The sequence below is a fragment of the Helicobacter pullorum genome (assembly GCF_900638355.1).
In the GTDB taxonomy this organism is placed as follows: Bacteria; Campylobacterota; Campylobacteria; order Campylobacterales; family Helicobacteraceae; genus Helicobacter_D; species Helicobacter_D pullorum.
The window spans coordinates 865,391-885,477 of record NZ_LR134509.1 but is presented as its reverse complement, the minus strand read 5'-3'; the positions used below and the strand labels follow the sequence as shown (position 1 = coordinate 885,477).

The 20,087-nt window shown below is 36.1% G+C and carries 11 protein-coding genes and 2 pseudogenes; 5 read left to right on the top strand and 8 right to left on the bottom strand.

Annotated features, from left to right (window positions below; translation table 11 throughout):
• Positions 1-10: 10 nt before the first annotated feature.
• The 6 genes and pseudogenes from EL247_RS04285 to EL247_RS04260 all read right to left on the bottom strand — a co-directional run bounded on the left by EL247_RS04285 (position 11) and on the right by EL247_RS04260 (position 8,212).
• Positions 11-1,843 carry a hypothetical protein gene (locus EL247_RS04285; protein WP_104745262.1) on the bottom strand — a complete coding sequence of 611 codons (1,833 nt, stop codon included), beginning with the start codon at positions 1,841-1,843 and terminating at the stop codon, positions 11-13.
• 3 nt (positions 1,844-1,846) lie between these two features.
• Positions 1,847-2,746 (bottom strand): annotated as a pseudogene (gene guaA, locus EL247_RS04280) (glutamine-hydrolyzing GMP synthase); the annotation flags it as partial.
• Between the two features lie 342 nt (positions 2,747-3,088).
• Positions 3,089-4,552, bottom strand: a complete 1,464-nt coding sequence (locus tag EL247_RS08535; protein WP_158653924.1) for a GNAT family N-acetyltransferase — start codon at positions 4,550-4,552, stop codon at positions 3,089-3,091.
• A gap of 41 nt (positions 4,553-4,593) precedes the next feature.
• Positions 4,594-5,232 (bottom strand): annotated as a pseudogene (guaA, locus tag EL247_RS04270) (glutamine-hydrolyzing GMP synthase); the annotation flags it as partial.
• Between the two features lie 81 nt (positions 5,233-5,313).
• On the bottom strand, positions 5,314-6,723 hold the full coding sequence (locus tag EL247_RS04265; RefSeq protein ID WP_232019725.1) for an MFS transporter: 1,410 nt from the start codon (positions 6,721-6,723) through the stop codon (positions 5,314-5,316).
• Positions 6,724-6,790: 67 nt separating this feature from the next.
• Positions 6,791-8,212 carry an ArsB/NhaD family transporter gene (locus tag EL247_RS04260; RefSeq protein WP_104745261.1) on the bottom strand — a complete coding sequence of 474 codons (1,422 nt, stop codon included), beginning with the start codon at positions 8,210-8,212 and terminating at the stop codon, positions 6,791-6,793.
• Positions 8,213-8,555: 343 nt separating this feature from the next.
• On the opposite strand from EL247_RS04260, the gene dapE reads away from it, so the two are divergent.
• The 5 genes from dapE to xseA all read left to right on the top strand — a co-directional run bounded on the left by dapE (position 8,556) and on the right by xseA (position 16,328).
• Positions 8,556-9,695, top strand: a complete 1,140-nt coding sequence (gene dapE / locus EL247_RS04255; protein WP_104745329.1) for a succinyl-diaminopimelate desuccinylase — start codon at positions 8,556-8,558, stop codon at positions 9,693-9,695.
• A 102-nt stretch (positions 9,696-9,797) separates the two neighbouring features.
• Entirely contained in the window at positions 9,798-12,356 is a 2,559-nt protein-coding gene (gene alaS / locus EL247_RS04250) for an alanine--tRNA ligase (protein ID WP_104745260.1), read from the top strand.
• A gap of 11 nt (positions 12,357-12,367) precedes the next feature.
• Positions 12,368-13,033, top strand: coding sequence for a putative metalloprotease CJM1_0395 family protein (locus tag EL247_RS04245; RefSeq protein WP_104745259.1), 666 nt, complete (start codon positions 12,368-12,370; stop codon positions 13,031-13,033).
• 254 nt (positions 13,034-13,287) lie between these two features.
• Positions 13,288-15,078: a sodium-extruding oxaloacetate decarboxylase subunit alpha gene (gene oadA, locus EL247_RS04240; RefSeq protein WP_104745258.1), complete on the top strand. Its 1,791-nt coding sequence runs from the start codon at positions 13,288-13,290 to the stop codon at positions 15,076-15,078.
• On the top strand, positions 15,078-16,328 hold the full coding sequence (gene xseA / locus EL247_RS04235) for an exodeoxyribonuclease VII large subunit (RefSeq protein WP_126442038.1): 1,251 nt from the start codon (positions 15,078-15,080) through the stop codon (positions 16,326-16,328). Before oadA ends, xseA begins: the two co-directional genes overlap by 1 nt.
• Here xseA and EL247_RS04230 read toward each other — a convergent pair.
• Together EL247_RS04230 and EL247_RS04225 are read right to left on the bottom strand one after the other, a co-directional pair.
• Positions 16,325-17,713: a PhoH family protein gene (locus tag EL247_RS04230; RefSeq protein ID WP_104745256.1), complete on the bottom strand. Its 1,389-nt coding sequence runs from the start codon at positions 17,711-17,713 to the stop codon at positions 16,325-16,327. The two genes, xseA and EL247_RS04230, sit on opposite strands and share 4 nt — an antisense overlap.
• Positions 17,714-20,080 carry a ribonucleoside-diphosphate reductase subunit alpha gene (locus EL247_RS04225; protein ID WP_054197767.1) on the bottom strand — a complete coding sequence of 789 codons (2,367 nt, stop codon included), beginning with the start codon at positions 20,078-20,080 and terminating at the stop codon, positions 17,714-17,716.
• Between the last annotated feature and the right edge of the window lie 7 nt (positions 20,081-20,087).

Genomic DNA, 20,087 nt, shown 5'->3' with positions numbered 1-20,087 from the left:
CTTAGAATATTTATCCCATTTGAAAAAAAGTTTTTATTATTCCAGTAGTAAGAAAATCAATTATGGAAGTTAGTATAGCCAAACCTACAGAGCAGATAATTTTATTGTTTTTAATAAAGTTTAAAATTTTTCTCATACTTGTCTTTATCTTTTTCTTACAATGCCTCTTTTTGTAGGTTTTTAATCTTTTGGGGTAATTTTGTTTTTTTTGCTGATGTTTAAAATTTCTTTCTGCTTCTGCTAGACCCTGTTTTCTACCAATTTCAATACCTTCTCTTTTGGCTTTCTCATTGCTCAATTCGTGCAACTTTTTTATTTCTCTAATGCTATCGTTGTCTAATATTGCCCCAATAGTTTCCACATCTTCAATTTTACTAACATCAAGTTTTCCCTTACCTTGAATATCAATGATTTCCTGCTCAAAACGCATTTTGTCATTATCTTTTTTAAAATCCTCTCTTGCTTTTTCATACTGCTCACTTAGCGTATTTCCTAATATCTCCTTGAGTGCTATCTGAATATAAAAAAGAGGTGCTTGAGTTGAAACTTCTATACTTTCCCCAAAAGATGTTTCTACAAATTCCCATAACCGATTAGTGACAAAATTAAGACTATTGGAAAGCGGTATGGTTTTATCCTCCATAATATCCTTATTCCAAGCAATATAATTTGTTAAATTGGTGTCGCTAATTAGCATAGCCTTTGAATCAAAAAATGCTTTTGGAGAACCCTTTCTCGTCATGCTAATATAGCTTAACATTTTAATACTCATCTCAATCTTTTCTTTAATGCTCTCGTTTTTCAAGTTTTTAAATTTTTCATCTTGTGCAATTTTCTCCAATATTTTTTTATCCTCTATATTAAAGTCTTGATTATTTCTCAATAATTCCTCATATTGAAACTTATCTTTATTAATCTTAAAGTCTTTTTTTAGTCTATGGAAAAATCTTGTTTCTTCACTTTCTAGTGCTGTTCTATCATTAAAATTATCCAAAAGATATTGCATAGCTACATTTGGGCGAGTGCTTATAATACCTTTTTCTTTAATGTTGGCAGCAGCTGCAAAAAAGTCTTTAATCTCTGCTTTTACAAATTCATTATACACAAGATCTATGAGCAATCTATCAGAGTCATATTTGCAAACTAGACTATAAAAATCATCAAATCTTTGTTTATAAAACTCTCCGTTATAATTCATCGCATGAAAAAGTATTTCGGTATCTAAAAAGAAAGTGATTTTATTTTTGTGTTTTGTATTTTTTATCTCATACTTTAAACCCTCAATTAAGATTGCTCCTTCTTTGATAGTTCTTAATAATTCATTATATTTGCTTCTACTTTGCAATAAAAATTCAGCAAAATAAGATAAAAGCTTTCCATTATTAAAGTTTTGGCTTTCATATTTCTCATTTATTAAAAACATATTAAATGATTGCAGTATTTCATATTCTTGATATGTTTCATCTTTATTTTGTATAAAAGATTTAAGCTCTTCACAAAAACACTCATATTCTTTTTTATATTTTTGTATTTCTTCTAAAACTTGCTTATTTGCCTCTAAAGGCTTGATGCACTCATATTTGTGTATTTGCTTGTTTTCTTTTATAAAAGACTTAAGGTTTGTAGATAATACTTCCTCTATTCTGGAAGTCAATATTTCAAATCCATAATTTTCCTTTAGTTTTTGTGCAAGATCTTTAGAGTCAAAAGGAATATGTAAAAAAGATTCATTAAGAATATTTTTGCAAAAGATTTCAAGGACATCATTTTGTGTTTTATTTTGCTTTCTTAAACTTCTCCAAGTTGCTAGAGAACATATTAATTGTGTAGTTTTATTGTCCATTCCTTACTCCCACTCAATTGTTCCAGGTGGTTTAGAAGTTATATCATACACCACTCTATTTATGCCCACAACCTCGTTTATTATGCGGTTGCTAACAGTTTCTAAAAACTCGTGTGGTAGATGCGAAAAACTCGCTGTCATTCCATCGATTGCCTCCACCGCTCGCACACATATCGTATTATCATAGGTGCGGTTATCACCCATTACGCCAACGCTCCTTACATTTAAAAGCACACAAAAGGCTTGCCAAACCTTATCATATAGCCCCCATTTATGCAGCTCCTCGATGAAAATAGAATCCGCCTCTCGCAGTAAATCCAAATCCTCACGCGTAACCTCACCCATTATGCGTATGGCAAGTCCGGGTCCTGGAAAAGGGTGTCGCATCAGCATAGATTCAGGCATACCAAGCTCCCTGCCTAAAGCCCTTACCTCATCTTTAAAAAGCTCACGCAAAGGCTCGATTAGCTCAAATTTCATCCATTCAGGCAAACCGCCGACATTGTGATGAGACTTTATCGTCTTAGAAGGTCCCTTAACACTTACAGATTCTATCACATCAGGATACAGTGTGCCTTGTGCTAGGAATTTTATCTCTCCATTTTTGTTATGCTTTTTTGCCTCCCTTTCAAAAACCTTGATAAAGGTTTCGCCGATGATTTTACGCTTCTTTTCTGGCTCTTTCACGCCCTTTAAAAGCCCTAAAAATTCCTCACTTGCATCCACTGTAATCAAAGGCACTTTGAGATTTTCTTTAAACATTTTTTCAACCGCTTCTCTTTCACCCTTGCGAAGTAAGCCAGTATCCACAAAGATAGGGATTACATTCTCTCCAATAGCTCGGTAAAGTAAAGTCGCCACGACACTAGAATCCACCCCGCCACTCACGGCACACAATACTTTAGAGGGCGTTGGCTTTTTTTGTGGCGTTGTCTCTTGGGCTAAAATCGGCGATTGCTTCAGTTCGGCTTCGGTCATTACCGCTTGAGGTAACTCCCTCGCCTCACTTTGCAAAGCCCCGATTTTATCTCCAAGATACTGCCGCCCATTAGCCGCCCGCGCTTCTACTCCTTCCGCCCGTGAATCATTTGTCAATTTTGTGTTTTTAGAATCTATCTTTTGTTTTTCTTGCATTTTTTAATCCTTTTAGTGTTTAGTCAATGCAAATTTTTGCAATGCATAAAAATTTCTAAATTTTTGTATAAAATCTCGCTTTCTCATTTCCTTACTCCTTTGTATTTTGCACTACCTAGCTTTCTGCTTTTCTGCGCTTAAACACCTTTTGTATTCAAAAACATAGTGTGGCAACTCCCTGCCTTGATAAATTTTGATATGCTCACCCAAAAGCTCTCCCCCAAGCTTTTTAGCAACTTTTATAGAGGCTATATTATCTGTTTTGACTAGGCAATACACCTTGCTTAAGCCTAAATTTCTAAAGGCATAGTCTCTTACTGCAAGGGCTATCTCTGTGCCTAGTCCTTGTTTCCAAAACTCTTTTGCCAAGATATAGCCTAGCTCGACAATCTCTCTTTTTTCTGCATTTACAAGGCTTATGCTTTCTTTTTTAAGCCCTGCGTTACCGATGATTTGCTCGCTTTCCTTATCCGCTACCGCCCAAAATCCAAAGCCGTTTTTCTCGTAGCTTCGTAGCTGTTTTTCTAGCCACTCTCTACTTTCATCAATGCTAAAGCCGTGCCCCCACGCATACATTGTCTCTTTATCGCTTAGAATCGTATGCAAGGCAGGTAAATCCTCTAGGGTATATTCTCGCAACTTCAAGCGGTTAGTCTCCAAGATATAGGGAGTCTTTGTACTATTTTGCGTGATTCGCTCATCTTTTTTGGAAGTATTGCGTTGGGTATTCTCTCTATGAAACACACAAGTTACCAAGTGATCGCACACAAGCCCGATAGATTGCATATACGCATACATTCCCACACTTCCCACAAAGCTAAAACCTCGCTTTTTTAAATCTTTGGCTACTTTATCTGACAGAGGTGTGCGGGTGGGAATCTCACTCAAGCTTTCAAACGCATTGATGATAGGCTTGCCTCCCACATAGCTCCAAATAAACCTATCAAAGCTCCCAAACTCCTCTTGCACTTCCAAAAACCGCTTGGCATTATTAATAGCAGATTCTATCTTGGCACGATTTCGGATAATCTTAGCATTTGTCATAAGCTCCTCTATCTTTGCCTCATCATACCCTGCTACTTTTGCAGGGTCAAAATCATCAAATGCCGCCCTCAAAGCCTCTCGCTTCTTTAATATCGTAATCCAAGAAAGCCCTGCTTGCATACCCTCTAGCACGAGCTGTTCAAAAAGTCGCTTTTCATCATGCTGTGGGATTCCCCATTCAAAATCATGGTAGTCTTGATAGAGTTTTTGGGTGGCGGCATCAGAAGTCTTATAGCCTTGATAGATCCAATCACATCGTTGCATAGGCGTTGGCTTTTTGGTGAAGGGCTTGTCTTTTAACGATAAATCGTGGATTGCTTTGATTTGGCTTTGGTCATTTATGTCTAATAAATTCCCTTGCCTCGCCTTGTTTCTGCTTACAGTGATGTGAAGCGAAGCGGAACGAAAAAACCCCGATTTCTCATCTAAAATACTTCGCCCACTAGGGTTGCCACTTTCACAATCTCCGCAAATTCCTGCTGCCTGCGAATTTTTAGAATCTGCAGATTTTGTATTTTTAGAATCTCTCAAAATCACCCCTCTTGTGAATTTATAGATTCTAGTCCTGTGATTTTGCGAATCTTTTCTATCTCATAGGCGATGAAATTTTTCATATTCCAATCAGTACTAGCGTGGCAGATTGTCACTGCAAAATTTTTTAAGATTTCTCCGCCGCACTCGCTATGCACGACTTCTGGGTGAAACTGCAAGGCATAAATTTGGCGATTAAAATCAGCCATAACGCAATAATGCGTGTTGCCAGACTTTGCCAACTCGTTAAAGCCAGACGGTATTTGCTCGACTTTATCAGCGTGGCTCATCCACACGATAGAATCTTGCTTGACATTGGCAAATAAGGGCGTTGAATCTTTGGCTAAAATTTCTAACCTCGCTTTGCCAAATTCCTGCTCTTTTGCTCTTATTACCTTACCGCCAAAGTGATAAGCGATATATTGCATACCATAGCAGATTCCAAGCACTGGGACTTTTAAATCAAAGATCTTAGAATCTGGCTTATAAGAATCCTTTTCATACACAGAAGCAGGACCTCCGCTTAATATTATTCCCTTAGGATTTTTTGCTTTTATTGATTCTATTTTTTCAAAATACGGCACGATTTCAGTATAAACGCCAAATTCACGCAGTCGCCTAGCGATAAGCTGTGTGTATTGACTCCCAAAGTCTAGGACTAAAATTTGGACTTGATTCATAGATTCTCACTTTTTATATGGTTTAATTTAAGATTTGCAATTATAACTAATATTATCTAAAAGATAGGCTAAACTTTAATGTTAAGCACACTGAGTTCTAAAAATCTTTATAGATATAATCCACACTACTAATCCTATAAATGCCACGCTACCTAAACACATATACGCATAAAAATACCCAAAATATTGTGCGATAAACCCTCCAAAACTCCCACTTAATGCCCCACCAATGCCTCCACAGGTCATCACAAAGGCAAGTCCAGCGTTGATATGCCCACTCCCACGTAAAATAATCGCTACCAAAATAGGCACAATCACACCTGTAATCCCTGCTCCTATACCATCTAAAATTTGTGTGATAATCATACCAGTAATGTTTTCAAAGTTTGCCGCTACAAGTCCTCGCACACAAAGTTCAAAAAGAGAAATTGCCATAAGCATAAAACTTACTTTCAAAGTTATAGAATCTTGTGTATGTCCTGCATTGTTTTTGAATGTAGATGGGTTTAGAATCTTACCACATATGAGGGCGACTAAAATCATTGTGCTTTGTGCGATGATGATAGTGGCTGCCGCATATGCTCCGCTTGTGTCAATGCCTAGTGTATGTGCTCTTTGGCTCAGTAAAGGAAGCATAGAGGCATTACTTAGATGAAAACAAAACATTGCTAGGCTTAGGGCTATAATGTGTGTATGAGTAAAAACTTCTTTGAAAGAAAGTGCGTGTAGTATAGGCTTTTGTAGGATAGATTTTGTTGTATTGGGTGAAATTATTTGTTTTGTAGGGTTAGTGTTTGTGAGGTCAGAATCTATATATTTTTGCAATGTAGATTTTGTGGGGCGTGACAGGGTAGGTTGTATTAAGCTATGTGGAGTAGATTCTATGGGGTTGTGCATAGAATCTACAATGTCGTGTGTAGAATCTCCTCTTGCGATAGTGTGGTTAATAGGAGTATTTCTTAGTAATGCAAGACAAAGCAATGAGAATATTCCCATTAAAACAGTTATAACAAAAATAGAAGCAATACCCCAATACAATGCACACCCAAAGCTTAGAAAAGCACTAAAGGCAGTACCACCATGCTTATAAGCTTCATTGAGACTTACTTGCTTAGCATATGACTTTTGTCCAACAATACCAAGTGTGAGTGCAGCAAAGGCTGGAGCTAGAAATACTGCACATAATGCTATACTAAGTTGTGCCAGAAGTGTAAAGACAAAATAAGGGTAGAAGTAGTTTGCAAGTGTGCTAAGGGTAATAGCAATAATACAAAAAGCAATAAGAGTGCGTTTGTAGCAGGTTTTATCGACTAAGATTCCAAGTGGGATACCAAAAGCTAAGGCACAGAGCGAAGTTATCGTGCTAATTAGTCCGATTTGCCCCTCTAAAAAATGATGCTCTTTTAAAAATACGCCAAGGTAGGGACCTAAGCCATCATGCACATCAGCGATAAAGAAATTCAGCCATGCTAGAGCATTGTAGGGATTCAAATATAATTCCTTAAAATAAATCTAAAATTATGAGTATATCATTTTGTATCTTGCTAAATTATAAAATTTAAGCAAAGAGTGTCACACTCACCCATAATCCAAAAAGTGCAGCACACAGCACACAAAGCGTAATGATACAAGCAAAGCTTAGGTAGGCTAGTAGTGAGATTTGCACACCAGAGATTTTAAGCTTTAGTAGAAAGAGTAGAGTGGCAAGCGAGCCTATGGGTGTGAGTTTTGAGCCGATATTGCAACCAAGCAAATGGGCAAGGGCAAGGGTGGTTTGGTGCAGTGAATCTAGCTCAAAAGATTGCAAAGTGAGATTACCCAAAAGCACCATAGGAAGGTTGTTTGCTATGCTAGAACCCAGACTTGAAAACAGCCCAATGCTAAAAATCTGCACAAACAGCGGTGCGGATTCTATGCTCCCAAAAATAGCACGCATAGATTCTATAAATCCTGCATTTTTCACACCAAAAACCACTACAAATAGCCCAAAGCTAAAAATTATGACCGAAATGGGCGTTTCTTTGAGCAAAGTAGAGATCTTAATAAGGCTGAAAGTTGCTCCATAGCATAGAGCTATCGCACTTGTAAAAAACAAAACAACATACAAAGGCACGTCAAATTTTTGCCCGATAGCTATGCTCATTAAAAGAAAAATAATAAGGGTATAGCATAGAGCTAGTGTCGTTTTGGAGGGGGGTTTAGGATTGTGGGTAGTTGTGGATTGTGGGCTAAAGTGTAGCGTGCGTGGGAGAAATTTCCTAAAACACAGCCATGTGATACCCACAAAGGCAAGCAAACCAAAGGCTTGAGGTAATACCATCATCAATGCAAAATAAGTAAAATCCATACTAAACATTTGTGCAGTGATGATATTAGTGAGGTTAGAAATCACAAGGGCATTGGAAGCGAAATCGCTTACAAAACTCACAAGGAGCAAAAATACTATGAGTGGCGAGAGGGAGAATTTGGGCATTGAAGATAAGTGAGAGTGTGTGGGGGAATCTAAGGGGGGTTGTGTGAGGTTTTGTTTTGGAGTGTGAAGTTGGGCATTATGAGGGGTGGGGGTTTGGGTGGAAGTGAGATTATGCGCTATAAGATTCTTACCAAAAAGAGCTAGCACAAGTGGGGTTAGCACCAAAATTGCCCCATCATTAGCAAAAACCACACTCACCACACTTCCCAACACCACAAGAAACACAAAAAACTTCCAAGTGCTAATGGGGTGTGTGCGGGGCGTGATGAGTGAAGCAAGGTGTGTGAAAAATCCAAGCTTTTCAAAGGAGAGGCTAAGCAGGATAAGCCCAATGAGTGCAAGCGTGCTTGGCTTAGTAATATCCCATACAAGTAATATATTATCCAAATTTACCGCACCAAAAATATAAGTATAAGCTGCCCCAAGTGTGCTAAAAATCCAAAGTGGTAGCCCAAATGGACGCACATAAATGCAAAACATAGTTACAATAAAGATAAAATAAGCCATTTAGATTTTTATTTCTTTGGTATAAAATTGTTTCTTTAAGATATAAAATAATATTTTGTTTTGGAATTATCTAAAATTATATCAAATTTTTGTGATTTTTTAGGTAGAAAGATAGATGAAAGCTCTTAAAAAGCATAATTTAAAGCCAAAAAATAATTGAATTTGGATTAGAAGAGAGCCTTTGTGTGCATCTAAAATTAATTTTGCAAGATTAACTTTATAAATATTTATGGATTTAACTTGCATAAAGTATAGGATATTATAGCTTTTATTATGTGTAATTAATAGCAAAGGGTTAATTTTGGTATAATTGTGTGCTTTAAGCTTTATTTATGGGGAAAATATGCAATCAATAGAGATTTTGAAAAAACTGATAAGTTATCCAACTATCACGCCTAAAGAATGTGGGATTTATGATTATATCCAAAAATTGTTGCCAAATTTTAAAGTTTTGGAATTTGAAAAAGAGGGAATCAAGAATCTCTTTTTATATAAAGAATTTGGGGACAAAGATTTGACTAAAACACATTTATGTTTTGCAGGACATATTGATGTAGTACCGCCGGGAGAAGGGTGGGAGAGTGATCCATTTACTCCAACGCAAAAGGGGGAATATCTCTATGGGAGAGGCACTCAAGATATGAAAGGTGGAGTGGCTGCATTTCTTTGTGCGGTGATGGAATTTGAAAAACAATCTAGCTCCCAAAATGCTTTTGATGGGATTCTTTCTATCTTGCTAACAAGCGATGAGGAAGGCGAGGCAATTTATGGCACAAAATATGTTTTAGAAGAATTAGATAAAATCAATTTGCTTCCTGAATTTGCTATTGTTGCAGAGCCTACAAGTGCGGAGAGATTTGGCGATATGATTAAAATTGGCAGACGAGGTTCTATCAATGGAAAACTTACTATTTTTGGGAAACAAGGGCATGTAGCATATCCAAGCAAATGTATCAATCCTGTGGAATTAATTGCGCCTTTGCTTTCAAAGATTGCTGGTTTTAATATGGATAATGGAAATGAAGATTTTGAGCCAAGCAAGATTGTTATAACTGATATTCGTGGAGGAATGGAAGTTGTCAATGTTACCCCTAATGATTTAAGGATTATGTTTAATATTCGCAATTCAACACAAACAAGCTTGGAGGATTTGCAGAGCTATTTAGAAAGTATTTTAAAAGAGATTCCACATTCTTTGGAGCTTAGACAAAGTTCTAAACCATTTTTGACAAACACTCAAAATTTTATTGTTCAAAAACTTGTTGAATCTTTGCAAAAAAATACAGGTTTTACCCCGATTTTAAGCACAAGTGGTGGGACAAGTGATGCAAGATATTTTGCAGAATATGGAGTAAATGTTGTAGAATGTGGAGTTTGCAACGATAGTATCCATTCTATCAATGAGAAAGTCAAAATCAGTGAAGTAGAATCACTTAGTCAAGTATTTTTGTATTTGTTGCAAAATTTTGCATTGAAAAACTAATATTTCTTTATGTGATTTATTGCAAATATTGAGAATTAAAGAAAGATTTTAATACAAAAAAAGTAGAATATTATAATTTATTTGTATGTTTTAAGGGTTTTAATGAAAAAAGATGTTCGAGCTTTATTTTTGGAATTTTTTGAGAGTAAGGGGCATAAAGTTTATGAATCTATGCCATTAGTGCCAGATGATCCTAGTTTGCTTTTTACTAATGCTGGAATGGTGCAATTTAAGGATATTTTTACAGGCAAGATTCCTATTCCAAGCCCAAATATTGCAACAAGTGCGCAGCTTTGTATTCGTGCGGGTGGCAAGCACAACGATTTGGAAAATGTAGGATACACTTCAAGGCATCATACACTTTTTGAAATGCTTGGGAATTTTAGCTTTGGTGCATATTTCAAAAAAGATGCAATTGCTTATGCGTGGGAATTTGTTACAGAAGTTTTGGGGTTTAGCAAAGAAGTGCTTTATGTAACAGTCCATGAAAATGATGATGAAGCTTTTGAATTATGGACAAAACACATTGATCCTAGTCGCATTAAGAGAATGGGTGATAAAGATAATTTTTGGCAAATGGGGGATACCGGTCCTTGTGGTCCTTGTAGTGAAATTTTTGTAGATCAAGGGGAAGAAAATTTCAATGGTCCAGAAGATTATTTTGGGGGCGATGGAGATAGATTTTTAGAGATTTGGAATCTTGTTTTTATGCAGTATGAAAGGGATATTTCTGGGAATCTCAAACCACTTCCTAAACCAAGCATTGATACAGGAATGGGGCTAGAGAGGGTAATGGCGCTTTTAGAGGGCAAAAAAAGCAATTTTGATTCTTCGCTTTTTATGCCTTTGATTGCCAAAGTAGAACAAATTGTGGGGCAAAAATATATTTATGAAAGTGGAGCGAGTTTTAGGGTGATTGCAGACCATGCGAGGGCTGTGGCATTTTTGCTTGCACAGGGCGTGAATTTTGATAAAGAGGGCAGGGGCTATGTGCTAAGAAGAATCTTACGCCGTGCCATTAGACATGGATATTTGCTAGGAATGCGGAAACCTTTTGTTTATGAGGTAATAGATAGTGTATGTGAAAATATGGGCAATCACTATCGTTATTTGAGAGAAAAGCAAGAAGCTATCAAAATGCAGTGTAAAGCAGAAGAAGAGAGATTCTTTGAAACCATTGAAAATGGTATGAATCTTTTTAATAAAGAATTAGAAAATCTAAAAAAAGAAAAGCCAAATCAGCTTTTTAGTGGAGAAGTGGCATTTAGGCTGTATGATACTTATGGATTCCCACTTGATTTGACGCAAGATATGCTTAGAGAAAATGGTTTTGGCGTAGATATGGATAGTTTTGAAGTGTGTATGCAAAAACAAAAAGAGCAAGCAAAAGCAAATTGGAAAGGCAGCGGTGATAATATCAAAGAAGGGGATTTTAAAACCTTACTATCTAAGTTTGGAGAAAATGAGTTTGTGGGTTATACCACAATGCAATTTAAGGGCAAAATTTCAGCTTTGCTTGATGAAAATTTCAAGGAAGTTGCCAAATTACAAGGCGAAGGCTATGTAATGCTAGATAAAACTCCATTTTATCCGCAATCAGGAGGTCCTATTGGAGATAAAGGAGTGATTTTGGATTCTAACTCCAAAGTGCTTGCAGAAGTCATAGATACAAGAAAGTATTTTGGATTAAATATTTCACAAATCAAAGCTTTAGAATCTCTTGTGGTAGGGCAAGAGGTTGTAGCACAAGTAAGCCAAGAGCGGCTAGAAATAGCTAAACACCATAGTGCTACACATTTGCTGCACAAAGCTTTGCGGGAGGTTTTGGGAGAGCATATCGCACAAGCTGGGAGTTTGGTAGAATCTAATCGTTTGCGGTTTGATTTTTCTCATCCAAAAGCTTTAAGTTATGAGGAGATAGAAAAAATTGAAATTTTGGTAAATGAAAAAATTTGTCTTTCAAATCCTCAAATTTGCGAAACAATGGATATTGATTCTGCAAAAGCAAAAGGTGCTATGGCGCTTTTTGGCGAAAAATATGGGAAAAATGTCAGGGTAATTACTTTTGGGGATTCTATTGAATTGTGTGGCGGAATCCATGTCGAAAATACCGCAAATATTGGAAGTTTTTATATCATCAAAGAAAGTGGAGTAAGCAGTGGTGTAAGGAGGATTGAAGCGGTATGCGGAAAAGCAGCATACGAATATGGTAAAAAAGCATTAGTAGAAATTGCAAAAGCCAAAGAAGAATTAAAAGTACAAGATTTGTTAGAGGGAATCAAAAAGCAAAAAGAGCAAATCAAATCCCTAAAATCTCAAAGCACCACAAAAGCAACAACGCAAAATTTGCAAATAGAAGATATTAATGGCGTTTGTGTGATTATTCAAAGTGTTGATGATGTAGAAATGAAAACTCTTGTAGATAACGCAAAAAATAAATATGAAAAAGTGGCGATTTTACTGATTGATACTCAAGGCAAAATTGTTGCAGGAGTCAAAAATACAACAATAAAAGCTGGAAGCTGGGTAAAGGAAGTCGCACAAGTAATGGGTGGAAATGGAGGAGGTAGAGATGACTTTGCTACTGCCGGCGGAAAAGATACACAAAAAATAAAAGAAGCATTGCAAAGGGCAAGGGAAATTGTGCTAGAATCTATATAAAGGAGGGGAATATGCAAATTAAAAACACAAGTTTTTATCAATTCGCAAATTCTGATCTTTGGAATACAAAAACTCAATCCAGTCAAAATGCCAAAGAATGGAGTAGCACTCAAGAATCCCAAGAAGATTCTACAAAGGAAACAACAGAAGAAAAACGCAACACTCAAATGGTCAATGGCAAAGAGCTTGAACCTGATGAAGTCCAATATGTAAGAGAATTAGAACGCATTGATAGAAATGTCAAAGCTCACGAAGCTGCACATATAGCAGCAGGTGGTGGAGTAGTTAGCGGTGGGGCAAGCTATGGATACACAAGAGGACCTGATGGCAAGATGTATGCTGTTTCTGGTGAAGTGCCTATTTCTATGAAAAAGGGCAAAACTCCAGAAGAAACTATCCAAAATGCAAGACAAATCGTCGCAGCTGCAATGGCTCCAGCAGATCCTAGCCCACAAGATTATAAAGTCGCCGCAAGTGCGATGCAAATGGAATCTCAAGCTAGAGTGGAGCAATCTCAAGAAAAAATACAAGAAAATGAAGAGAATTTAAAAGAAGAAGAACAAAAAAGGCAAGAGCAAGAAAAACCTTTTTTTGAAGATTCTAAGAGACAATATGCCTTGCAAATTTACACCCAAAACCAAACTTCCTACCAACCCAAAATTGAGATTGCAGGCTAACTTAAGTCGGTTGTGGTTTGGAATTGCCACAGGTAGAATAATGCGGCAATTCAGCAGCATTTAAGAATTTACAAAAATTTAAGCAATTGTTTAAACACCTCCAAATCAAAGAAAACAAAGCCTAGAAGTTACAAATTAGCCTTTTTATCTTGGGCTTTGCCTTGCTGTATCCTTCACTAAGCTAGATGCAAAGAAAGAATCTATATAATCTATGAAATTTTAATTTTTGACTTTAAATTTTGGGAGCGATTTAGATGATAAAAATCACGGAAAATAGCCTAAGAGATGGACATCAATCTTTGCTTGCAACAAGAATGCGAACAGAAGATATGATAGAGGCAGCAAGAATCTTTGAGCAAATTGGTTTTTATAGCGTAGAAGTATGGGGTGGGGCAACTTATGATACTTGTTTGCGTTATCTCAAAGAGGATCCTTTTGAGAGATTAGCAATTTTTAAAGAAATTTTCAAAAAAACCCCTATACAAATGCTTCTAAGGGGGCAAAATTTGATTGGTTATCGCCATTATGCTGATGATATTGTGAGAGAATTTATCAAATTAAGTGCGCAAAATGGCGTTGATATTTTCAGAATTTTTGATGCATTAAATGATATAAGAAATCTTGAAGTTTCCATAGAGGAAGTTAAAAAACACAATAAACACGCACAAGGCGCAATCTGCTATACGACTTCTCCGGTGCATACAATAAAAAGTTTTGTAGAATATGGGAAAGAGTTGGCAAAACGAGGTTGTGATTCTTTGGCAATCAAAGATATGGCGGGACTAATTACTCCAAATGCAGCCTATGAACTTACAAAGGCATTGAAAGCAGAAATCGGACTTCCTTTGGCATTACACACTCACTCTACTGCTGGATTTGCTTTTGGTTCTCATCTCAAAGCCATTGAAGCAGGGATTGACATTATTGATTTGGCAAATTCTGCATTAGCAGAAGGGACAAGCCATCCTTGCACGCAATCTATGGTAGCGACGCTAAAAGATACACAATGGGATAGCAAACTTGATTTATCATTGATGGAAAAAGCAGCAGAGATTCTAAAACGCAATCGCAAAAAATATAAAAAATTTGAATCCTCTTATAATCAAATTGACACGCGTGTATTAGTTAATCAAATCCCTGGAGGTATGATTTCTAATATGGCAAATCAGCTTAGAGAGCAAAATGCTTTGGATAAAATGGATGAAGTATTAGCCGAGATTCCAAATGTAAGAAAAGATTTTGGTTATCCTCCGCTTGTAACGCCATCTAGTCAGATTGTTGGGACACAAGCGGTTTTGAATATCCTCACTCAAACAAGATACAAGACGCTTACCACAGAATCCAAAAATCTCATTAAAGGATACTATGGTAAGACTCCAGCGCCAATTGCAAAGGAATTGATACAAAAAATTCAAACAGAAGGTGAGGAAATCATCACAGAGCGTCCTGCAGATAAATTGCAACCCGAGTTACAAAAGGTGATTGAAGAATCCAGAGATTTTGCCAAAAGCCCAACCGATATAATTTCTTATGCTATTTTTGGAAGTATTGCAAAAACTTTTTTGATAGAACGCAATGAAAATCGTCTAACTCCCGAGGCATTGACGACTTTTGAAGATGATCATAGACCTATGCCAAAAGATTTTATGATTAATCTTCATGGGGAGAGTTATCATATCAAAGTAGAGGGAAGTGGCGCAAAAGATGAGGAAATACGACCATTCTTTGTGCGTATCAATGGGGATTTAAGAGAGGTATTTGTAGTTTCTAATGAAGATAACACAAAAAAAGAGAGCATAAAAAATGGAGATTCACTGCCACAAGCAAGTTTGCCCGGACACATTATCTCGCCAATGCCCGGAAATCTAACAAAGCTAAAAGTGAAAGTTGGAGATAATATCAAAGAAGGCGATGTTGTAGCGATTGTGGAAGCTATGAAAATGGAAAATCAAGTTTTAGCCACAAAAGGTGGTGAGGTAAAAGAGATTTATGCAAGAGAAGGGCAGCAAATTAGTGCTAATCTTGCGATTATGCTTGTAGAATAATGCAAACCCTTAGTGTTAGTGAATTGAACTTGCAAATTAAAAGTTTGCTAGAGGCGACTTTTTTGCAAGTTAGTGTATGTGGGGAAGTGAGCAATTGCACCTATCATTCAAGCGGACATATTTATTTTTCTATCAAAGATAAAGATTCTGCACTTAAATGCGTAATGTTTAGGGGCAATGCAAGGAATCTCAAATTCAAAATTGAAGATGGTATGGATTTAACACTGAGTGGAGGCATTACGCTTTATACTCCACGAGGAGAATACCAGCTTAATTGTTTGAGTGCTATTCCTAGCGGTATTGGGGAGCTAACTCTTGCTTTTGAGCAACTCAAAAAAGACTATGAAGCAAAGGGGTATTTTAATAATAAAAAACCTATCCCAAGATTCCCCTACAAAATCGCATTAATTACTTCCAAAAGTGGAGCGGTTTTGCAAGATATGTTAAGGATTGCAAAAAGGCGGTGGAATCTCATAGAATTTACACTGATGGATACTTTGGTGCAAGGGGAGGGAGCAAAGGAAAATATTGCTAGAAATATCCAATATGCAGATTCTTTGGGCTTTGATTGCATTGTGATTGCGAGAGGGGGCGGAAGCTTAGAAGATTTATGGGCTTTTAATGAGCCGTTGGTGATTGAAGCAATTTATCAAGCCAAAACTCCAATTATTTCAGCTATTGGGCATGAGCCAGATTTTGTTTTGAGTGATTTTGTCGCTGATTTACGCGTTCCAACACCAAGTGCTGCTATGGAAATGTTGCTTCCAGATAAATTAGAATGGCTGATGAATCTTGATTTATTGCAAAAAAATCTTGATAACAAAATCCAAATGATTTTATACCAAAAGCACAAAAAATTAGAACATTTGGAGATTTTATTACAGAAAAATTCATTTTTTACGAAATTAGAAAACTACAAACAGCAACTTTCATTATGCTACAAACTTCTTACTCAAAATTTTTCCTCAAAGTGGATAAAATACAACTATCTTTTAGAATCATTGCCTTCACTTTTGGAGCAAAAAATGCTAAAGATTCTACACAAAAAGCTTAATGAACTCTCGCTCTTAAAAGCAAAACTAGAAGTCAAAAATCCGCAAAATAATCAAAAAAAAGGCTATGTTTATGCAAGTTTTCAAAATAAGCCTATTAAAACACTTGATGAAATTCCTTTGGATTCTGTTTTGATACTAGAGGATTTAACGACAAAATTAAAAGTTATCACAAAAGAAAAAATAACCCGCACTTAAAGATTATCTTCAAACCAAGCAGCTATTTCACTTCTAATTGTTTGTTTGAGGGTAATCCCTGCTAAAAAATCTTCATTTTTGGCTTTGTTGAGTAGTGTGACTAATCCATTGCGATATTTGCTTAAATAAGGGTGGTCAATTTGTGCAGGATCGCCCAAAAAGACAATTTTAGAATCTTCTCCCATCCTTGTGCCAACTAATTTAATAGTGGCGTTAGAGGCATTTTGTGCTTCATCAAAAATTACAAACTTTTTTGCAATGCTTGTGCCTCTTAAATGGGCAATATCCATGACTTCGATATTGTGTTTTTGGATAAAATATTCTGTTGCTTCTTTGTTGAAAATGCTATTAGCTTCGCCTCTATATTCGATTCTTTTTGCCAAAGATTCTTTTTGCATTTTGGTAATCATAAAATTAATTGCACTAAAAAGCGGATACATAAAATAATTTAGCTTTTGACTTTCATCGCCTTTGCGGAATCCAAGTTCTGCTTCTTTGTCATTTGCTGTTATGGTGTTACGCATATAAACAATGCCATTAACCTCGCCTTTTTTCAACAAATGCAATCCCGCTTGCAATGCTATCAATGTCTTGCCACTACCTGTAGCACCGCTGCAAATGGTAATTTTGTTTTTAGGATGAGTTAAAATAGAATAAAGGAATTTTTGTTCTAAATTAATCGGATTGATATAAAGCTTATCTTCGGCAATCAAATCAAAGTTAAGCTCCACAAATTCATTATTTAATTTCACTCCATAATGCCTTTTACCCGTTTCATAAAGCGAATTTTCAGTGTTATCTTGTTCGGTAATTTCAAGCAAACTCCAATTTTTGAGGGCGATAAAATCGCTATTAGCTTCTATGGAATCCTTGATATGATTCTTGTGTGCTTTAAAATGGTGCAAAAAATTAATATCTTGAGGGTTATCTATTTTGTCACGCATAAGAGATTGAGAAATAAGGCTATTTGAAATAGCATAAACTTTTAAAGAAATATCATTAGTCAGCAAAATAAGATTGTAATCCTTAGCTACTTCTAATATTCTTGCATCATTTAGCCCGTAATCTAAAGAATGGGTTTGATATTTTGGGCGATGGATAATTTGCAAGGGTATTTTAACATTGTGGGATAGAAAATAAATTTGATGAATTTTGTCGCTATTTTTGGGAGGAAATTCAGAGAGATTTGATTCATCGCTTAAAATATTGCGGAAAAATTCTCTTGCAAAAAAACCAGTTTGATTGTTCAAATCTTTCTTTTTGTCTAGCTCACTTAGGGTAACATCACAAATAAAAATGTGATTTTCACCATTTTGATGCAGAAAATAAAGATTCTCTACATCATCTAAAATAATTGAAGTATCAATCAAATAAGCCTTATTCACTTATTGGCAACCCTCGCATTCTATACTTCTATCCATTGTAGAGTTTTCTGCCTCTACGCTTTGAGAACGCAAATAATAAGTGGATTTAAGCCCTAATCTCCAAGCTAAACTATAAATATCATTGAGATATTTTCCGCTTGCTTTATCTAGCGAGATAAAAATATTCGTGCTTTGCCCTTGATCAATCCATTTTTGGCGAATGGCAGCTGCTTTGATAATCAGCGTTTGATCGATTTCGTAAGCAGAAGTGTAATAATTCCAGTTCTCCAAACTCAAATTTGGGGCGACAACAGGGATTAACCCACTCAAATTTTCTTCAAACCATTTGCGTTTGTAGATTGGCTCAATAGTTTGTGTTGTCCCTACAAGAATAGAAATAGAGCTTGTAGGTGCGATAGCCATTAAATAGCCATTGCGAATGCCTTTTGTTTTGACTTCTTCTCTTAAAGAATCCCAATCATAGATAAAGCCAAAAAGCCCACCTCTATCTACTAAGGCTTTGGCTTCATTATTTGCCTTGTCAATTGGAAAGATTCCTTGAGACCATAAAGAACCAGCAAAATCATTATAAACGCCCTTTTCTTGAGCTAATTTACAACTTGCATTAATAGCGTTGTAGCTTATCATCTCCATAATCTCATCAATTTTCTCTAAATGTTTTTGGCTGCCCCATTCAATCTTGTTTTCAGCAAGCATTTGAGCTTCTCCCATTACACCAAGACCGATTGCGCGTGTATCAAGATTAGTGACTTTTACTTTGCGATTGGGATAGAAATTTAAATCAATCACATTATCCAACATTCTAATAGCAATAGGTACCACTCTTTCTATATCTTCTTTTGTATTGATTTTAGAAAGATTAATGGAGGCTAGGTTGCAAACCGCTGTTTTTCCATCCACTGATTCTCTTTGGGAGATAAACACTTTTTTGCCATTAATGCTATCTGTTGAAGTGATTTTGTTGGAAGATTTAATGATGCCACAATCCGTTAGCACTTCTTGATATTCCTCGTAATCTTGAATAGTGCCATCTTCAAATTCTACACGAATAAAGCATTTATTGGGTTCTGTATTTTGGAATATTTCTGTGCAAAGATTAGAGCTTCTAATGATTCCTGAATGGTAATTTGGATTTGCTCTATTTGCATTATCTTTGAAACATAAAAAGGGAGAGCCAACTTCAAAATAATTAGTCAAGATTCTTTTCCATAAATCCTTAGCCTTAATGGTTTCTTTTGGGATAGATTCATCGGCTTCATATTCTTTGTATCTCTTTTCAAAAGCTTCCCCATAGAGATTAGTCAAATCCGCACAAGTAAGGGCATCAAATAAATTCCACAATCCATCTTCTGCTACTCTTTTCATAAACAAATCAGGAATCCATAATGCAGGGAACAAATCATGCGTCCTGCGTCTTTCTTCTCCGCTATTTTTTTTGATATCAACAAAATCAAAAATATCACTATGCCAAGGCTCTAAATACACAGCAATAGCACCTTTTCTAGTCCCTAATTGATCCACAGCAATTGCAATATCATTAGTGATTTTTAAAAATGGGACAACCCCACCTGCTGCATTTTTGTGTCCATCAATGAAGCTTCCCAAACCTCGAATCTTAGAAAAATCCCAACCAATTCCACCGCCATATTTGCTTAGAAGTGCCATTTCTTTGTAAGAATCAAAAATCCCTTCAATATTATCAGGGGTGCTTCCTATATAACAAGAGCTAAGTTGATGGCGAGGGGTTCTAGCATTTGAGAGGGTAGGGGTAGCTGCCATTACTTCAAATTTAGAAAGCAAATCATAAAATTGTTCAGCCCAATAAGTTGGATCATCTTCATTTTGTGCCAAAAACATTGCAATGCCCATAAACATATGTTGAGGCAGCTCAATAGGATTGCCTTTTTTATCTTTTAGAAGATAACGATCATAAAGCGTTTTGATACCCAAATAAGTGAATTGTAAATCTCTTTTTGGGTCAATCTTTAAATTCAACTTCTCAAGATTAAATTTTTCCTTCATACCTTTAATGATACGATTCTCTTTTTCTCCTATTTCTAAATATTCCTTTAGTGTTTTATAGCCGTTGAATCCATTTACTTTGTGGTATAAATCATACAAAAATAATCTTGCTGCAACAAATGTCCAATTAGGACAATCAATATCTATTTTATCCACAGCGGTTTTAATCAGTGTTTGTTGAATCTCTTGAGTGGTAATTCTATCCCTAAAATGCAATTTTGCATCTACTTCTAATTCACTTTGTGAAACCCCCTCTAATCCTACCACCGAATCATGCGTATATTTTTGGATTTTGGTGACATCAAGCGGCTCAATTCTCCCATCTCTTTTAATGACTGTTAGCATTTCTCAC

Coding starts and splice junctions, on each gene's coding strand:
- oadA (WP_104745258.1), top strand. CDS start 13,288: ATGATAAAAATCACGGAAAATAGCCTAAGAGATGGACATCAATCTTTG.
- EL247_RS04285 (WP_104745262.1), bottom strand. CDS start 1,843: ATGGACAATAAAACTACACAATTAATATGTTCTCTAGCAACTTGGAGA.
- EL247_RS04245 (WP_104745259.1), top strand. CDS start 12,368: ATGCAAATTAAAAACACAAGTTTTTATCAATTCGCAAATTCTGATCTT.
- alaS (WP_104745260.1), top strand. CDS start 9,798: ATGAAAAAAGATGTTCGAGCTTTATTTTTGGAATTTTTTGAGAGTAAG.
- xseA (WP_126442038.1), top strand. CDS start 15,078: ATGCAAACCCTTAGTGTTAGTGAATTGAACTTGCAAATTAAAAGTTTG.
- dapE (WP_104745329.1), top strand. CDS start 8,556: ATGCAATCAATAGAGATTTTGAAAAAACTGATAAGTTATCCAACTATC.
- EL247_RS04225 (WP_054197767.1), bottom strand. CDS start 20,080: ATGCTAACAGTCATTAAAAGAGATGGGAGAATTGAGCCGCTTGATGTC.
- EL247_RS04260 (WP_104745261.1), bottom strand. CDS start 8,212: ATGGCTTATTTTATCTTTATTGTAACTATGTTTTGCATTTATGTGCGT.